Below are 13,536 nucleotides of genomic sequence, written 5' to 3'. Positions count from 1 at the left end.
CGCTCTCCCGGCTCATGCGTGGGCGGGACGACCTTCAGGACGGCTTGAGGGGAAGAGCGTCTGCGTAGCCGTTCACCGGCCGGTCGACCTTCTTGACGGCGCCGGCGTCGAGCGCGGCCGGAGCGGAACTCGTGCCCAGCGTCCCGCCGGGATGCCAGGTGCCGACGACGGTCACCCAGGTGTTCGCCGCCAGGGCCGGGCTCCCATGGACCCGCACCTTCACGGACTGGGCGTCCGCCGCACAGCACGAGAAGATGATCCGGGTCAGATCCCAGCCATCACCCCCCTTGCCCGGCGTCACGAACCCGGTGAGCTGCACACTGCGTCCCTTGATGGCCTGCTCGCGGTCCTGCTGCACCCGCTCCGTGAAGTCGGTGAGAGTCATCGGCAGCGGCGAGGTCGCGGGCAGCGGGTCGAAGTCGTCCTGTTCCGCGACCTTCGCGACGGCCTTGGGCTCCGCGCGGGAGGCGGTGTAGGCGCCGAGCGTGGGCGGGGCGTAGAAGAGCAGACTCAGTGCGGGGAGGAGCAGCAGCCAGGCGACCCGGGGCGTATGGGAGTGGTCATGATCATGGCCAGCGGGGTCTTGGTGGTCGGCATCATGGCCAATCGGCTCTGGGCCGTCATGCCCGACGCCAGGCTGGCCCCTGCCCCCCGACCGCCAGTACGACCACGCCTCCACCACCCCCAGCACGAGCAGCAGCGCCCCCGACACGACCAGCATCGGACGCATCCCCGGCTTGACGTACCTGAGGTAGAGGTCGGTGAAGAGCGAGGCGTGCAGCAGGGCGAGGCCGCTGAGCACGAGCAGGACCATCTGCACGGGCCGTCTCACAGCAGCACCCCTCCGATCAGCACGCTGCACAGGATGGCGACGACCGTCGTCGCGGCGGAGAAACGGACCGCGAAGGCCCGACCGAACGTCCCCGCCTGAAGGGCGATGAGCTTCAGGTCCACCATCGGCCCGACCACCATGAACGTCAGCCGCGCGACGGGCGAGAAGCCGGTGAGCGACGCGGCGACGAACGCGTCGGCCTCCGAGCACACCGCGAGGAGGATGGCCAGCGCGGCCAGGAACAACACAGACAGCCAGGGCGAGCCGGTGAACGCGTCGAGCACGGAGCGCGGTACCGCCACGTTGAAGGTGGCCGCCGCCATGGCCCCCACGACCAGGAAGCCGCCCGCGTGCAGGAAGTCGTGCTGGAAGCCGAGCCGGAACTCCGTCCAGCGGCTGTGCCCCGGCCGGTGCCCGGTGTGCCGTACGGACGGCCGCAGCCACTCCGCACGGCCCAGCCAGAGCCACAGCCAGCCCATCACGGCGGCGGTGGCGAGCGAGGCCAGCAGCCGGGCCAGCACCATGGCGGGGCTGCCGGGAAAGGCGATGGCCGTGGCGGTCAGCACGACCGGATTGATGGCGGGGGCCGACAGCAGGAACGCGAAGGCGGCGGCCGGGGGGACACCGCGGCCGATCAGGCTGCTCGCCACCGGCACCGACGCGCACTCACACCCGGGCAGGACGACCCCGGCGACCCCGGCGACCGGGACGGCGAGCGCGGGCCGCTTGGGCAGCACCCGGCTGAACACCCGCGCCGGCACGAACGCGTTGATCGCCCCGGACAGGGCCGTACCCAGCAGCAGGAAGGGCATCGCCTGCACGGTGATGGCGAGACAGACGGTCCGCCAGGCCTGCATGGCCGGCGCGTCCATGAAGCGGCCGACGACGAACAGCGCCGTACCGGGGACGACGGCCGCCCCCACCAGCAGGAGCCCCCAGGACCGGGGCCGGCCACGTGCGGAGGCGTCGTCGGCGGACGCCACAGGGTCCGCGACCGCTGCCTCCGCCTCCTCGTCCAGTTCATCCGTCTTCTGCATCCCCACCCCTTGATTGTTCGCGTCGAACATAGCGGTAGCCGCGACCCGCCTCCGACCAGCCCGCCCCGCGCACGGTCAGCCCAGGCGCGGCGGCCTCCAGTCGGCGTGCCGCAGGACGGTGCGGACGGTCGCCCGGGACGGAGCCAGCCGCAGCGCGGTGTCGCGTACGGCGACGGCGAGCGGGTGTGCGAGATGCTGACCCATCCGCCCGGCCCGGCGCGCGGCGCGGGCGACGGACTGGCTGCGCGGGCGGCGTTCGGCGTCGTAACGGGACAGCGCCGCCTCGACCGTCGGCTCGGCGGCGAGCGCGGCGGCCAGTACGGCCGCGTCCTCCAGCGCCTGGCAGGCGCCCTGGCCGAGGTGGGGCGTCATGGCGTGGGCGGCGTCGCCGAGGAGGGCGATCCGGCCCGCGGCGAAGGCGGGCAGGGGCGTCACCAGCTCATGGATGTCGTGGTGCAGGACGGCGTCCGGCCGGGTGGCCTCCAGCAGCGTCGGGATCGGATCGTGCCAGCCGCCGAAGCGGCGGCGCATCTCGGCGAGGGCGTCCTCGTGCCGCACCCCGGCGGGCGCGTTGTACACCGCGTGCCACTCGGCCCGGCCGTCGACGAACGCGATGTGACCGAACTCGGCACCCCCGCCCCAGGTCAGGTCGAAGTCGGTGTCCAGCTCGACGGGACGCTCGGTGATGGCGCGCACGACCGTCGAACCGCTGTAGGCCGGGCCGGGGTGGTGAGGGAACACCTGGGCACGCAGCCCACTGTTGACGCCGTCCGCGGCCACGACCACATCCGCCTCCCGTACGCCGTCCCCCACGGGGACCCGCACCCGCCCGGCACCTCCTCGGTCGACGGACGTCACCTCCGCCCCCATGACCAGGCACTCGGCGGGCAGCGCGGCGCGCAGCAGTCGGTGCAGGTCGGCCCGGGGGATGCCGACGATCGGCGTGCCCAGCTCACGCTCGAGCGCGGCTCCGTCCATCCGGGCCAGCCGACGGCCGTCGGGGGCACGCGTGCCTCCCGTGTACTGGGGACGCGCCGCCGCACCGATGTCGACACCGAGGGCGTTCAGCGCACGGATGCCGTTGGCGTGGAGGGAGATCCCCGCACCCACGTCGGCCAGGACGGCGGCGCGTTCGACGACGGTCACCTCCCAGCCGACCAGGCGCAGCCCGATCGCGGCAGCCAGCCCGCCGATGCCGCCCCCGACCACCACCGCACTGCCGCCCATACCCGGCCTCCTTGTCCACTTCGTGCCGCCGTCTTCCCCCGTGCCGCTCGCCTTCTACAGATGTAGAAGACGGGTGGCCCTGAGACTACTCCACCCCTCTACGGGTGTAGAAAAGGGGCATGTCCACGGACCGACGCACCGTCCTCGCCGACGCGGCCATCGGCGTGCTCGCCGAGGCCGGAATGCGGGGCCTGACCCATCGGGCGGTCGACCGGGCAGTGGACCTGCCACACGGCACGACCTCCGCGTACTACCGCACGCGCCAGGCGTTGCTCACCGCGCTGGTCCGCCGCCTGGTGGCGCTCGACCAGGTCGAACTCCAGGCGATCGGCGAGCGGACGCCCACGCTGCGAAGCGCCGAGGAACTCGTCGCCGGACTCGTCGCCTTCGTCGACCGACGACTCACGGGCGAGGGGCGGCGACGCTCACTCGCCCGCTACGCCTGCGCCCTCGAGAGCGTCCGCCATCCAGAGCTGCGGGAAATCCTCGTACCACGCGAGAACGCGGCCAGGCAGACCTTGCAGGACTTCCTGGCGGCGCAGGGGCACGCGGACGCCGAGGAGCGCACCGTCACGCTGCTGGCCTGCGTGGACGGGCTGGTCTTCGACCGCCTGGTGACCGGCGGAAGTGTGTCCGGCACCGAGATCCACGGGCTGGTGGCGGCGGCCCTGCGGTGAGCGCCGCCCGTCAGGAGGAGCCGCTCGGCGCCTCGGCGGGCGCGCCGAGTCCCGACACCCGCATCACCTGGTCGATCGTCGCGGCCAGTGAGCTGTCGGCGGGGACCACGGTCTCGACGCCGCCCGGCAGCAGGTCCAACGGCCGGTACCACGAGCGGAGTTCGGCCGCGCCGACCTCGTCCGCGATCGGCTTGGTGGCGTGGCGGGCGAGGGTCTCCTCGAAGGGGACGTCCAGGTAGAAGCAGTGGCTGCGCCCCGAGTAGTCGGCCACCAGCCGGGTGAGCATGTCGCCGTAGTGCGCGACGTACAGGATGCCTTCGAGCACCGTGTGGAAGCCGTGGTCGAGGGCGTGCCGGACGGTCAGGTCGATCAGGCCGATGTTGACGCCGCCGGGCATGTCCCGCTCGCGCAACACCTCGCGGCGCAGGACGTCCTGGCTCACCAGGGCGATGCCGCGGCCGTATCGCTCGCGCAGCCCCGCGGCCACCGAGCTCTTGCCGGACGCGCTGTTGCCGCGCAGGACCACCAGTCGGGTGGGGGAGGGGGGCGTCGTCATCGTGGTCAGCCTACCGACGAACATGCGGTAAGCTTGATCTTGAGCAGGTCGCCGGAACTCCGGTGGCAGTGCCACGCGTTGGTGGTCCAAGGAAAGACGCCCCGCTTCCTGCGGGGAAATGCAGGTGCAAGGCCTGCCCGGCGCTCCGGATACGAACCCCACCCCCGAATCTCGGGGGTGGGGTTCGTTGCATGGGGCCGCTCCGCCCCGGGGTCGCCTCGGCGGCGAGCGCGTGACCTGGTCGATCCGGCTACGACACCCGCTCCGCCGCCTCCTGCGTCGCCGCTTCCTCGGTGTCGACATGCCCGAGGTCGGGGCGCGGAGCCAGCGGCCCCAGGTGGAACACGAGACGCGCCTCGTCGTCGCCCACGTTGCGGAAGCGGTGGCGCAGGTACGGCGGGATCAGCAGCCCCTGGCCGATTCTGAGGGGGTGCGGCTCCCCGTCCAGGTCCACCTCGAACGTGCCGTGGGTGACGTACACGAACTCCTCGGAGTACGGGTGGTAGTGCTCCGCGATGCGCTCCCCGGGCTGCACGAGGGCCACGCCCATGAAGCCGCTGGTCGACCCCACCGTGGTGGGCGTGAGAAGGGCGCGGACGTCACCGCCGCGTCGGCGGTTGGGCGCGGCGTCGGCGAGGGAGACGATGCGGGCCTGTCGCTCTGTCATGTCAGTCACTCCGAAGGCGGGAAGCGGTGGGACGTTCAGGGAAGGCGGTCGGTCAGGAGACGGGGGACCGGCGGTCGGTCAGGGGCTGCATGCGTGTGTGTGCGAGGAGCCGCAGCAGCGTGCGCTCGTCCGTCAGCGGCCCGTCGATGCCGAGGGCGGCCGCGTCCAGCAGCCGCTCGGCCTCAGCGACTCCGACGGGTTCGTGCAGCGCGAGGACGTACGCGGGCGCACCGTCCGGCTCGCCCTCCACGTCGACGAGCCGTACGACGAGGTCGTCGCGGTGGAACACGGTGGCTGCCCGCACTGGACTGGCCGGGTCGCCCGCGGCGGCCTCGTCCTGCCGCGCCAGCAGCCGGGCCAACGTCTGGGCGGCGCCGGGCCGGACCGGGTAGTGCAGGGCGCACCGCTGCACACGCGGCCCGTCCGGGCGCCCGGACGTCACGTGGTGGACGGCGGGCAGGGCGGCGCGGGTGAAGAACAGCCGGGCGGACTGCGGGTCGTCCAGGTCCCTGTCCCGCTCCAGATACGGGTTGATGGCCTCCTCGACGGCCCGCACCTCGGGCTGCCGGGCGACGTGGCGCAGCGCGGCCTGGAGGTCGCCCCGCACCTCGACCGCGCGCACGACCCGGTTGCCGTACAAGTACAGCGACGTGCGCAGGAGGCGAGTGGTGTCGTCCACGCGTGCCTCGGGCGACGCGTAGCCCGACAGGATCTCCCCGACCTTGGACTCGCTGCCGGGCCTGACGGTGAAGGTCAGGGCGTGACGTACGACGTTGCCGCCCACGCGGGGAGCAGGCTGGAGCGCCTCGTCGGCCACCGCGCGTGCCCGGGCGCCCCCGGTCTCCCGCAGGACGGTGTAGCGCATCGAGCGGGTGTCACGGACGCAGTGCTGCAACGGCTGCACCGTCTCCAGGTGCTCCTCGCTGTTGACCCAGGAGAGGAAGGGCGGCGCGCTCTCCCACTCGCTGGCGATGAGCCACTGCGTGGGGTTCTCGAGGGACTGGCACAGCTGGTCGCTGATGTGCCCCGGCACGGCGGCCACCCGGTCGCGCATGTACTCGTACGCGGCCAGGAACTCCCGCTGGGTTCCGTCGTGGATGTCCAGCATCAGGACGACCCGCACTCGGGATCCGTCGAACGCGGTGGTGGAGACAACGGTGGTGGAGACACCGTCCGAATCCGTCGGCACGGCAGGGGAGACCGTCATCCGGCACACCTCTTCCTCGGGGACACGTAAGGACGATCGTGGGTCGTGCCCGCAGGCACCGCGAACCAGGCGGGTCAAGCGGGTGAAGCCTGAGCCACCGCCCGCCGCGGGTGGCATGCATGAAGGGCCCGGCCGTGCCGTACGCGGCCGATTCCGCGGACACGACGTGCTGGAGGCGAGAGATGAACGCAAGAGCCGAGCAGGCCGACACCAAGACCCACCGGGTTCCGGTCCTCATCGTCGGCGGTTCCCTGGTCGGCCTGTCGACCTCGCTGTTCCTGGGCCGGCTCGGGGTGCCGCACACACTGGTGGAGCGGCACTCCGGCACCTCCATCCATCCACGCGGCCGGGGCAACAACGTCCGCACGATGGAGCTCTTGCGGGTGGCCGGCGCCGAGCCGGCGATCCACGAGGCGGCGGCCACGCTGGCCGACAACCACGGCATCCTGCAGACGCCCACCCTGGTCGGCGACGCCGGCGAATGGCTGTTCCGGAAGATCGACGCGGGCGGCGGCCTGGCCCGCTTCAGCCCCAGCTCCTGGTGCCTGTGCAGCCAGAACGACCTGGAGCCCGTCCTCCTCGACCACGCCCGGCAGCTCGGCGGCGACCTGCGCTACCACACCGAAATGATGTCGTTCGACGCCGACTCCACCGGCGTCACCGCCGTGGTCAAGAGCCGCGGTACGGGCGAGCACACCACCGTCCGCGCGGACTACCTCGTCGCCGCGGACGGCCCCCGCAGCCCCGTCCGCGAACAGCTCGGCATCGGGCAGAGCGGCCCGGGCGACCTCTTCCACAACGTCAGCGTCACCTTCCGCTCCCGAGGCCTCGCCGACGTGGTCGGCGACCGCCGCTTCATCGTCTGCTACCTGACCAACCCGGACGCCGACGGCGCCCTGCTGCCGGTGGACAACCGGGAGAACTGGGTCTTCCACGCCCCCTGGCACCCCGAGCACGGCGAAACGCTGGAGGAGTTCACCGACGAGCGGTGCGCGGCGCACATCCGCCGCGCGGTCGGAGTCGCGGACCTCGACATCGAGATCACCGGCCGGGCGCCCTGGCACGCCGCCCAGCGCGTCGCCCGCAGCTACCGGTCGGGACGTGTCTTCCTGGCCGGCGACTCCGCCCACGAGATGTCCCCGACCGGCGCGTTCGGCTCCAACACCGGCATCCAGGACGCGCACAACCTCGCCTGGAAGCTGGCCGCGGTCCTCGGCGGCTGGGCGGGGGAGGGGCTGCTGGACACGTACGACGCCGAGCGCCGACCGGTCGCGGAGACGACCAGCGCCCGAGCCGCCGCCCGGTCGGTCGAGCACAGCCACCCCGGCTTCGCCCCGGCGCCCGGTGTCGGCGGTGGTGGCGGTGGTCCCCAGCGCGGCATCCTCAACGTGGCCCTCGGCTACCGGTACCCGCAGGGCGCGGTCGTCGGCGCCGACCCCGCGACCCCGGTCGTCCCGGAGGCCCTGAACCTGACGGGGGAGCCCGGCAGCAGAGCACCGCACCTGTGGATGAGCCACCGGGGCGAGCGGGTCTCCACCCTCGACCTCTACGAACGGTCCCTGATCCTGCTCAGCGACGCCGCCGCCGGGAGCGGATGGCACGAGGCCGCCGCCCGCCTCACCGCGGAGCTGTCCGTCCCGCTCACCTCGTACCGGGTGGGCGACGGCCCCGACGCCGACCTGGTGCCCGAGGGCGACATGGACTGGTCGGAACTCCACGGCACGACGCCCAAAGGCGCGGTACTCGTCCGCCCCGACGGGTTCGTCGCGTGGCGCTCCTCGGACACCGACCCGGACCCGGAGCCGACGCTGCGTCAGGTCCTCACCACGCTGCTGGCGCGGCCCTGACCCGACTCAAGGGTCCTTGCACTACGAGCGCGCCACCCGGGCGGGCATAGTGCAAGGACCCCTCAGAGGACGACCGAGGCGACGGCCACCCCACAGCAGGCGATGACGAGCGGACGGAGAAGCACCGTGGCGTCGCGCCCCAGGCGCCACACCGCCACCCCGAGCAGGGCGACGGGCGCGAGGGACACGGCCGCCACGGTCGCCCGGGCCGAGACCGTGTCCGTCAGCGGGGCGGAGTCCTTCACCACCGTCAGGACGAACAACCCGGCCGAGGCCAGGACCACGGAGCAGCCGTGGCCCGACAGCACCCGGCGCAACCGGGCGGTGCCCCTCGCCCGCCCGGCGCGCCGCAGCGCCTCCCAGCCGGTGCCGGCGACACCGGCGGACGTGAGGACCAGGAACCCCGCGTGGTAGTAACCGGCGGGCGAGAAAAGATGCGGGGCGATCAGCAGCCAGTTGAGCTGCGGATCCGGATCGGCGAGCCAGGCGGCCTGGGACACCGCGCCGATCGCCGCGCCGACACCGGCGGCCACGAGGCAGCTTCGCCCCCGCCGCCGGTCGCGCGGCCCCGCGTCCACGGTGTCCGCCGGCTCCGGCGTGACCGCGAGCACCTGGCAGGCCCTGGTCAGCCCGTACACCACGACCGGCAGGAGCAGGTCCCCGACGGTGCCGCTCCAGTACGACCACAGCGGACGCACTCCCGGTGGCGGCTCGGTCGCCAGCGCCATCGCGCTCATCGCGCCCACCCCGGCCACCAGACACGCCAGGGCCGCGAGCAGCGGCAGCCGCGAACCCGTTCCCCGAACGGGCCCGCGGCTGCCTGGGAAGTGAGCACCCATCCGGCGACGGGGCTCAGTGGAGAGCGAACGAGTGGCCGCAGTTGTTGCACATCTGCCCGAGCCCGTCGAACCCGGAGCAGCCGCACGCGCAACCGCCGTAGCCGCTGAAGTGCGGCTTCGAGCCGCCGGACGTGGAGTTGTGCGACCCCGTGTCCCGGTCGGCGGACGAGGTGTCGCCGGACGAGGTGCCGGTGGACGACGTGTCCGCGTCACCGCCGCCGAAGACGTCCGTCACCAGATCGACGAGGTCGTCGAGGAAGTCGAACATGATGGTCTCTTCTCCTGCCGTGAGTCTGTTAGGAGGCGGCCGCGTCGACGGCGTCGACCACGCCGATGGCGTCGGCCGTCATCACGCTGATCGCGAGGCTGCTGCCGACGTTGAAGGCCCGGCGGCTGTTGTTGACGATGCGCTCGCGGCTCTTGCCCTCGGCGCCGGCCACGTCGGCGATGGCCTCGCCGATGCCCTCACCGATCGCGTTCTTCACCGGCCGCAACGCGCGGTTGATGACGATGGAAACTCCGGACATGTGACATGCCTCCATGCGCCCTTGGGCGCCCGGGTCCTGATGTGCCGTCGGAGGACACACCCTCCGACCAGGCAATCGTCCGCTTCCGGGCCCACTGTGCGGCAGACCGACGAGGGGTGTGCGCGGACCCCCCGTCCGGGGGTGCGGCACCACCCCCGGGCGGGGGTGTCACCAGTCGCCGAGGTAGCCGTCGCGGCGGAGTTCCTCCAGCAGTTCCTCCCGGGTGGAGACCTCGCACCCCGCCCCGTAGTACTTCTCGCGGATGGCCTTGAGGTAGCCCTTGACGGTGTTCTCGGTGATGCCCATCGCGTGGGCGACCTCCGCCGTGCGCATCCGCGCGTTGAGCAGTCCCACCACCTCGACCTGGCGGGACGTCAGCGCGATCCGCTCCCTCTCCCGGTAGATGAAGTGGGCCAGCCGGGCGTTGACGTACGGCCGGCCGGCGGCCGCCTCGGTGACGGCGTGGCAGATCTCCCCGAAGTCGTCGCCCTTGTGGAGGAAGGACTGGGCGCCGTTGTCCATGGCGACCCGACGCATCTCCGGTGTGCTGTCGTCGGCGGACACGACGACCACCTGGGTGCCCCACCTCATCAGGGTGGTGATGTTCTGGGCGAGTTTCGTTCCGTCGTGCAGCCTGACATCCAGCACCACGACGTCGGGCGGCTCCGGCATGGCCACGATCAGGGAACCGACCCGGGGACTGTCCGCCACCACCCGGATGGTGTCCGGTGTGTGCTGCCCGGTCCACGCCCGCATCCCCTGGCAGAAGGTGATGAGGTTGTCCACGACCGCGACACTGATCATTCCTTCTCCCGGCGGTTCTCGCGCAGCGGCATTTCCCAGATGTGGAACCAGCGGTCGCCCGTGACATGCGTGACGTGCACGGGGAAGCGTTCGGACAGTTCGTCCCAGGAGGGGGTACGGGGCAGGGGCCCGCCGTCGGTGCCGACCGTCAGCTTCACCCGGCCCGGACTCTCCCCGTGCACGGTCACCCAGAGGCCGCCGGTGGACCGCTCGGCCACCTCGCGCAGGGCGCCCACCAGCAGGAGACGTTCCTCCACCGGCAGGCGGCGGCACAGGTCCTCCTCGTCCTCCACCTCGGCGCCGCCGCGACCGCTTCTCCCCTCGGGCAGGAGCAGCGCCTGGAGCATCGACCGGCCCTGGAGCTCCCGGGTCCGCCGCCGCAGTTCGTCGGCGACCTCCCGGCACCGCACCTGCACCGCCGGATCGCCCGCCCGCAGGGCACCCGTGGCGAGCCCGTCGAGCAGCCGCGCCGCCTCGCGCTCGCTGTCCTCGACAGCCCAGCCCATGCTGACCTCGGCACCCTGGCGTACCCGGCGGGCCCAGGCGGTGGACCGGGCCTCCCGGGCCATCGTCCGGCCGGTGACGACCATCTGCCGCCAGACCGAGACCAGCAGGGCCGTACCGGTCGCGATGGTCGCGGCGGCCCCTCCGGACAGCACGACGTTGTGCAGGTCACGCAGGTTCAGACCGGCCCCGCCCATCACCACCGCCTGCGTCGCGACCAGCGCCGCCACCCCCAGCACCGGCTCCTCGGGAGGACGGCCGAAGGGCAACAACAGGATCGGCACCACGCTGTACCCGGCGACCCAGTTCGCGAGCCCGGTGAGTTCGCCGCAGTCCAGCTGAAAGGAGATCAGGACACACGCGGCAGGCCCGGCCAGCACGGCGACCGCCGAGAGCACCGGCCCGATCCCCCGGGGCGTGCGCAGCCACACCAGGGCGAGCACCGTGACAAGCCCCGCCAGGATGAGCACGACGGCCCACCCCTCGTCGTACGCCGTCCAGTGCGCCGCCAGCTGCGCGAGGTTGACGAGGGTCATCACGGCGAGCCCGATGGGCAGCGAACGCCACATCAGCGCGCCCAGCTCCGCATACCGTGCCTTCGCGCTCCGCCGTCCCCACCGGCGGACCAGGGCGTTCACACCGGCCACCGCAACACCACCGACGTGCCGCGACCCGGGGCGCTCCGGATGTCGGCCTTTCCGCCGACATCCTCCATCCGCGCCCGCAGAGAGCCGCGCACGCCCATCCGGTCCGGTGCCGGCTCGGCGTCGAACCCGCGGCCCCCGTCACGGATCTCGACGACGAGCCGCTCGGCGGTGCCGCCGACGACGAGGTCGGCCTCGCGGGTGCCGCTGTGCCGCAGTACGTTCGTCAGCGCCTCGTGGGCCGCCCGCACCAGGGCCGTCACCACGTACGGCTCCTCGGCGCCGTCCGTCCGGCCCTCCGTGTCGAGCCGCACCCGCAGCCCCCGGGCCTCGAAGTGCTCGACGAGCGCACGCAGCGACTCCGTGAGCCCCGGGCCGGAATGCCGGCCCAGCGCACGTCCGCGCAGCAGATCGGCGTCCCGGGCGCAGTCCGCCCGGAACTCGGCCGAGTCGGCGACCACTGCCTGCCCCACCATGGCCAGCCGTGTCTGGGGTTCGTCGTGGAGCAGACGGGCGCGCTCGTGCCGGGCGTTGGTCCGGGCGGTCTCCGCGGCGTCGAGCTCCGACTGGCGCGCCAGCTCCCTGGCCGCGTCGTCCAACGGCTGCGCCAGCACCCGTACCTTCGCGCAGCCGAGGAGCGCGGCGACGAGGGAGCCCGTCTCCAGCAGGGCCAGGCTTGCGTGCTCGACCAGCGAGCCCGTCCCGGCGACGGCCAGGGCACCTCGGTGAGATCCGATCAGAGCCAGCGCGGCGGCCCCGGAATGACGCCCGCCGGACATGCCCGCGCCGAACACACCGAGCCCGATCAGCGGCTCCGCCACGTTGACCGCGCCGGTGTACCGGTGGGCCACCGCCCAGCTCGCCGTCACACTGAAGACGGCGAACAGACAGCAGAGCCCGATCACCCACCGGGTGGAGTCGGCCCCGAGCAGCAGACCCAGCAGGCCGACGAGCGTCGGCACCAGGAACACCGGACACACCAGGGCCCAGAACACGACGGGATAGCCGGACCGGGTGACCACGACACAGACCGCCACCTGCACGCACGCGGCGCCGATGAGCCCCGCCGCGGCCCGCCGCAGTCCCGAGTCGACGATCCGCGAGGGTGCCGCTCCCACGGACCCCGGGCCGGAGACCGAGGCCACCAGTCGCCGTATCGGCTCCCTCCCGGGTAAGACGCTTCCGATGACAGCCTCCCCCGTCCGCCCCTGGACCGGGTGGTTCCTCAACCCGCCCGGCGCGCACGGAAGTTACCCCGAAAGCGGCAGTTCCACGCCAAGTGCCGCATACCGCGATGTATGCCGTGGCGAGGGTGCTGCGGTGGGTCAGATGAGGTGGGCGAAGACGACGAGGTTGTCGGTGTAATCCCGGACGGAGCGGTCGTAGTTGCCCGCGCAGGTGATCAGGCGGGCCTGGGCCCGGGAGGTGTCGCCGTAGACGCGCTTGCTGGGGAAGCGGTCCTTTTCGAAGGTCTCGACGCTGTCGATGAGGAAGGTCGCCCTTCGGCGGTCGGCGCGGGTGACGTAGAACGTGTCGCCCTTCTTGAGTTCGCCGAGGTTGACGAAGACGGCGGCGGAGGTCTTGGTGTCGACGTGCCCGGCGATGATCGAGGTGCCGGTCTCTCCGGGGGAGGCGCCTTCGGCGTGCCAGCCGACCAGGTTGGTGTCGTCGGCGGGCGGGGCTTCGAGCTGTCCGTCGGAACCGATGGAGAGCCCGGTGAACGGGGCGTCCACGCCGATCTTGGGGATGCGCAGACGCAGGGGTTTGGCGCGCGGGAGGTGCTTGCCGGTCTGCTCCGGCGCGGCGGGCTCCTCCGTCTCCCGCGCCGTGGGCGCGGCTGGCGCGGCGCGCGGCGGCTGGGAGGTGGGGGTCGGCGTGTCGTCGTTGCTGCCGAGGAGGGTCAGGGCCAGGGCGAGCGCGGCTACGGCGCACATGACGGTCAGACGGGAGGAGGAAGCCTGTTCGGCGGCCGGGGCGGGGGTGGGTTCCGTGGGAGTTGTCATCGGGGGGCGACCTCGCGGGTGCGCGGCGTGGGCGGGGGAGCGCGGCTGGGCCGCCACGCCGTGCCGGTGAGTCACGGGTGGCGGCCGCAGCGGGGTATTGCGGGGGGCATGGATCAGGCCAGGGTGGTGGCGTTCTTCTTGCGGCGCAGGGTGTAGGCGCCGCCG

The 13,536-nt window shown here is 72.7% G+C and carries 15 protein-coding genes; 2 read left to right on the top strand and 13 right to left on the bottom strand.

Annotation, left to right across the window (positions count from 1 at the left end):
* Positions 1 to 34: 34 nt before the first annotated feature.
* The 3 genes from ACFYWX_RS13335 to ACFYWX_RS13325 form a co-directional block, all read right to left on the bottom strand.
* A complete protein-coding gene (locus tag ACFYWX_RS13335; protein WP_389424107.1) occupies positions 35 to 832 on the bottom strand; it encodes a TIGR03943 family putative permease subunit in 798 nt (265 codons plus the stop codon).
* Complete coding sequence (locus tag ACFYWX_RS13330) at positions 829 to 1,869, bottom strand: permease (RefSeq protein WP_389424106.1); 1,041 nt, start codon at positions 1,867 to 1,869, stop codon at positions 829 to 831. The genes ACFYWX_RS13335 and ACFYWX_RS13330 overlap by 4 nt, the downstream gene beginning before the upstream one ends.
* A 75-nt stretch (positions 1,870 to 1,944) precedes the next feature.
* Positions 1,945 to 3,096 carry an FAD-dependent monooxygenase gene (locus tag ACFYWX_RS13325; RefSeq protein WP_389424105.1) on the bottom strand — a complete coding sequence of 384 codons (1,152 nt, stop codon included), beginning with the start codon at positions 3,094 to 3,096 and terminating at the stop codon, positions 1,945 to 1,947.
* Positions 3,097 to 3,215: 119 nt separating this feature from the next.
* On the opposite strand from ACFYWX_RS13325, the gene ACFYWX_RS13320 reads away from it, so the two are divergent.
* Positions 3,216 to 3,773: a TetR/AcrR family transcriptional regulator gene (locus ACFYWX_RS13320; protein ID WP_389424104.1), complete on the top strand. Its 558-nt coding sequence runs from the start codon at positions 3,216 to 3,218 to the stop codon at positions 3,771 to 3,773.
* 10 nt (positions 3,774 to 3,783) lie between these two features.
* Here ACFYWX_RS13320 and ACFYWX_RS13315 read toward each other — a convergent pair whose 3' ends face one another.
* The 3 genes from ACFYWX_RS13315 to ACFYWX_RS13305 all read right to left on the bottom strand — a co-directional run bounded on the left by ACFYWX_RS13315 (position 3,784) and on the right by ACFYWX_RS13305 (position 6,203).
* Complete coding sequence (locus ACFYWX_RS13315; protein WP_389424103.1) at positions 3,784 to 4,329, bottom strand: AAA family ATPase; 546 nt, start codon at positions 4,327 to 4,329, stop codon at positions 3,784 to 3,786.
* Between the two features lie 250 nt (positions 4,330 to 4,579).
* The gene (locus ACFYWX_RS13310) at positions 4,580 to 4,996 is read right to left on the bottom strand and encodes a cupin domain-containing protein (RefSeq protein ID WP_389424102.1); all 417 of its coding nucleotides are present in this window, start codon (positions 4,994 to 4,996) and stop codon (positions 4,580 to 4,582) included.
* 52 nt (positions 4,997 to 5,048) lie between these two features.
* On the bottom strand, positions 5,049 to 6,203 hold the full coding sequence (locus tag ACFYWX_RS13305; RefSeq protein WP_389424101.1) for a SchA/CurD-like domain-containing protein: 1,155 nt from the start codon (positions 6,201 to 6,203) through the stop codon (positions 5,049 to 5,051).
* A gap of 182 nt (positions 6,204 to 6,385) precedes the next feature.
* On the opposite strand from ACFYWX_RS13305, the gene ACFYWX_RS13300 reads away from it, so the two are divergent.
* Positions 6,386 to 8,050, top strand: coding sequence for an FAD-dependent oxidoreductase (locus tag ACFYWX_RS13300; protein WP_389424100.1), 1,665 nt, complete (start codon positions 6,386 to 6,388; stop codon positions 8,048 to 8,050).
* A gap of 62 nt (positions 8,051 to 8,112) precedes the next feature.
* On the opposite strand, the gene ACFYWX_RS13295 is transcribed toward ACFYWX_RS13300, so the two are convergent.
* From ACFYWX_RS13295 to ACFYWX_RS13265, 7 genes are all read right to left on the bottom strand, one after another.
* On the bottom strand, positions 8,113 to 8,889 hold the full coding sequence (locus ACFYWX_RS13295; protein ID WP_389424099.1) for a hypothetical protein: 777 nt from the start codon (positions 8,887 to 8,889) through the stop codon (positions 8,113 to 8,115).
* Between the two features lie 13 nt (positions 8,890 to 8,902).
* Positions 8,903 to 9,157, bottom strand: coding sequence for a hypothetical protein (locus tag ACFYWX_RS13290; RefSeq protein WP_389424098.1), 255 nt, complete (start codon positions 9,155 to 9,157; stop codon positions 8,903 to 8,905).
* A gap of 28 nt (positions 9,158 to 9,185) precedes the next feature.
* Entirely contained in the window at positions 9,186 to 9,416 is a 231-nt protein-coding gene (locus ACFYWX_RS13285) for a hypothetical protein (protein ID WP_389424097.1), read from the bottom strand.
* Positions 9,417 to 9,584: 168 nt separating this feature from the next.
* Positions 9,585 to 10,220, bottom strand: coding sequence for a response regulator (locus ACFYWX_RS13280; protein WP_389424096.1), 636 nt, complete (start codon positions 10,218 to 10,220; stop codon positions 9,585 to 9,587).
* On the bottom strand, positions 10,217 to 11,371 hold the full coding sequence (locus tag ACFYWX_RS13275) for a hypothetical protein (RefSeq protein ID WP_389424095.1): 1,155 nt from the start codon (positions 11,369 to 11,371) through the stop codon (positions 10,217 to 10,219). The genes ACFYWX_RS13280 and ACFYWX_RS13275 overlap by 4 nt, the downstream gene beginning before the upstream one ends.
* Positions 11,359 to 12,513 carry a sensor histidine kinase gene (locus ACFYWX_RS13270; protein WP_389424094.1) on the bottom strand — a complete coding sequence of 385 codons (1,155 nt, stop codon included), beginning with the start codon at positions 12,511 to 12,513 and terminating at the stop codon, positions 11,359 to 11,361. The genes ACFYWX_RS13275 and ACFYWX_RS13270 overlap by 13 nt, the downstream gene beginning before the upstream one ends.
* Positions 12,514 to 12,693: 180 nt before the next feature.
* Entirely contained in the window at positions 12,694 to 13,371 is a 678-nt protein-coding gene (locus ACFYWX_RS13265) for a class F sortase (RefSeq protein WP_389424093.1), read from the bottom strand.
* Positions 13,372 to 13,536: the final 165 nt, after the last annotated feature.

The sequence above is a fragment of the Streptomyces sp. NPDC002888 genome (assembly GCF_042888465.1).
GTDB lineage: Bacteria > Actinomycetota > Actinomycetes > Streptomycetales > Streptomycetaceae > Streptomyces.
Note: the sequence above shows the minus strand (reverse complement) of the source record. Positions and strands in the feature narration are given on the sequence as shown.